Below are 2,497 nucleotides of genomic sequence, written 5' to 3'. Positions count from 1 at the left end.
GGAATGGTTCGACTTTGCTGAAAATCGCCCTGCTGCAAAAATTAGGATTTGAGGTCATTGAAATCCCGGTGAACAAGCTTGAAAACCAGGATTCAATAGAAATCGTTATTGATCAAATAAAAACAAAGTTAGCCGACCTGCCAGAGGCCCATGGCTCTGTGTCACTTAACAACGGCGGGGGGGCAGCAGATGAGGCATACGTTACTGCCGATGAAGGAGGGCAATTCTCAGGTGACGGTTACTTTACCGCCGAAGAGCATTTAGAAAAGCAAACAGGTAAACCAAAAAAGAAAAAACGGAATAGAAAAAGGAAGAGAAAAAAACCAGTAAACTCCTCTCTTCCATCATGACTTAAGAACCGTTTTCACATCGGTGATTAAACTGTCAGGATGGAAAAAAGAACGGTGTATTTTCTTGTGCGCAGATATTGTCCTGAAAACGAAATGCAAGAACACTTTTAATTTCAACCTGCTCATACAACTCAGACAAGCAGCAGACCGTTGTCTTCAATCCGGCGTACCAGCATCTCTTATTTCCCAAACTTGCAGAGTGATATTTGTAATGTCGCCATCCGTAGTTCGGCTCAGGACCACCACTTCATGCTCTGATATTGGATTGAAGTAGGCTTTCAGGATACCGTCTTGCTTGATAACCCCCTTGAGTGACCAGTGCTGTTGATTGTTGCGCCCCAGGATTCCTACCATGTGTGGGTTGCAAGTCAGCGCATGAAGGCCTGACAGGCTAAAGCAGGGTGTAGTGGTTGGGGCGCATTCCCTGGTGGTGGTTTGAATTGACCATTCTCCTGCCTGGTTCTTCCCCCAGATATGGACTGTATCTGGCCTGCAGCAGACCAGTAAGTGGCTGTCAGACGGATTGAACAGCGCCGTATCCACACGGGAATCATGTTTGAGCAGGATAACTGAGTCAAGCCTAGCTCTTGATGCATCATCCAGCTGAGGCAAGCGACAATGGTTAAGCGACCAGTCAGACAATTTTTCCGGTCTGCGCCATAGTTGCACATCACGGCCACTGATGCTGAAACTACTGTACACGTATTTACCGGCAGGGCTGAAGCCAAGTGGATAACAGTATGGGTAGATCACTGTCTCCTCCCATTTCCCCGATGGTTCCGGGCTGTAAATTGAGACCCGTCCCCGTCCCCGTCCGCGTTTGGTACGATATTCTCTAACACCCACCAGAAGCTGATCCGCCACTTGGCTGAAGCGGGCATAGCTAATAAGTTCTTTTTTTAAAAAATTTAACGGCTGTCCTGACCAGACTCCGGTATAATCCAGCGATAACATAGTCATTTTCCCCCTCCGTACCTGTGAATCCGGCCTACGCAGTAACACATACTGCTCCGATGGACTGAACAGGACTTCATTAACCAATACTCCGGGGGAGAGGTCGAGAACCTCCATTTCCAGCCATTTATTATTTCCACCCATGAGCCAGATGCTTACAGGATGGTAACTGCCATAGGTCACCATATATTTCCCCGAAGGGCTGAATTTGACAGTCTGATCCGGCAGCGTTTCCTTGTGGAAATCGTTCCAACAGCGGTTAGTAGGCCGCAAGGTATTAACGCAACCCTCAGCGCTCCGGATTAACAGGCGATTTCCGCAAGCACTGAAACTTGCCCCGGTAATAATCACCCGACTGTCGCTATTATCGAACCAATTCTGATGCTCTTCTGCCCATTGTCCCTGGTCATCCTTGGCCAGAATTCGGCAGCCATTCAAACAACGGCCATAAAACAAAAGATGACGACCGGACGGGCTGAAGCAAATATCATAAGCAGGATCGGGATGAAACTCTCGATACCTTGCTTCAGAAAGAGGAAGAGTGACTTTATATCGCTCAACCGGACGATAAGCCGGGCATCGTTCCATCTTCCCCAACGTGCCAAGGCACAGCAGTGCGGCCATCTGTGGCAAGTTCTTTATTATCCTGTCCCTGAACGGTATCACTTTGTCGTTGAGTGGTGCTGAAGTAGTAAATGGATGCGAGCGGAGAGATTTTTTCTGCCACGGGGCAGTTTGTTGGTACTGTTCCCGGAAGCATCGGGGAAGTCGGGCAAAAAAAGACAGTTCCTGAATATAATTGTATTCTTTAACCACTTCCCGAAATGCCAGACAGGTTTCATTTACACGCCGGATATCATCGAATTCCAGGTAGTCAAAAATCAAAACCAAAAGTTCAGGAGGGAGTTCAGTAATCCTTCTTTGCCACAAAGGTTGTTTCTGCGGGCTTGACTTCGGGAGCGCGATAGTGGACGGGGAGTTGGAGGGTGTGGATCTGGCAGGCTGATTTACAGGCCAACCCGGCACCATCGAAATGCCAGCAGTTCCTGAGGAAAAAGGGTTGCTCATTGACTTACCCAATTCTTAACGAGTTATTATACCAGTTCCACCTTCTTAATATGGGCTGCGCAGCCATTTGGAACAGCTGGATCTTCGTTGGAATTCCTCGCAATAGCCCTGCTATTACTCGTCAT

At 48.0% G+C, this 2,497-nt stretch carries 3 protein-coding genes; 2 read left to right on the top strand and 1 reads right to left on the bottom strand.

The genetic code is table 11. The features are described 5' to 3' along the window. A partial coding sequence (locus tag KDK15_RS06735) for an RAP domain-containing protein (protein ID WP_257294598.1) occupies nt 1-350 on the top strand: 350 nt, incomplete at its 5' end. A gap of 156 nt (nt 351-506) precedes the next feature. Here KDK15_RS06735 and KDK15_RS06730 read toward each other — a convergent pair. Beyond that, nucleotides 507-2,333: an F-box/WD repeat-containing protein gene (locus KDK15_RS06730; protein ID WP_257294599.1), complete on the bottom strand. Its 1,827-nt coding sequence runs from the start codon at nt 2,331-2,333 to the stop codon at nt 507-509. On the opposite strand from KDK15_RS06730, the gene KDK15_RS06725 reads away from it, so the two are divergent. Next, on the top strand, nt 2,291-2,497 hold a 207-nt coding region (locus KDK15_RS06725; RefSeq protein ID WP_257294600.1), incomplete at its 3' end, for a hypothetical protein. The genes KDK15_RS06730 and KDK15_RS06725 overlap by 43 nt on opposite strands.

The sequence above is a fragment of the Endozoicomonas sp. YOMI1 genome (assembly GCF_024606345.1).
Classification (GTDB): Bacteria; Pseudomonadota; Gammaproteobacteria; order Pseudomonadales; family Endozoicomonadaceae; genus Endozoicomonas.
The sequence above is the reverse complement of the archived record's forward strand: the minus strand, read 5'-3'. Positions and strand labels throughout refer to the sequence as shown.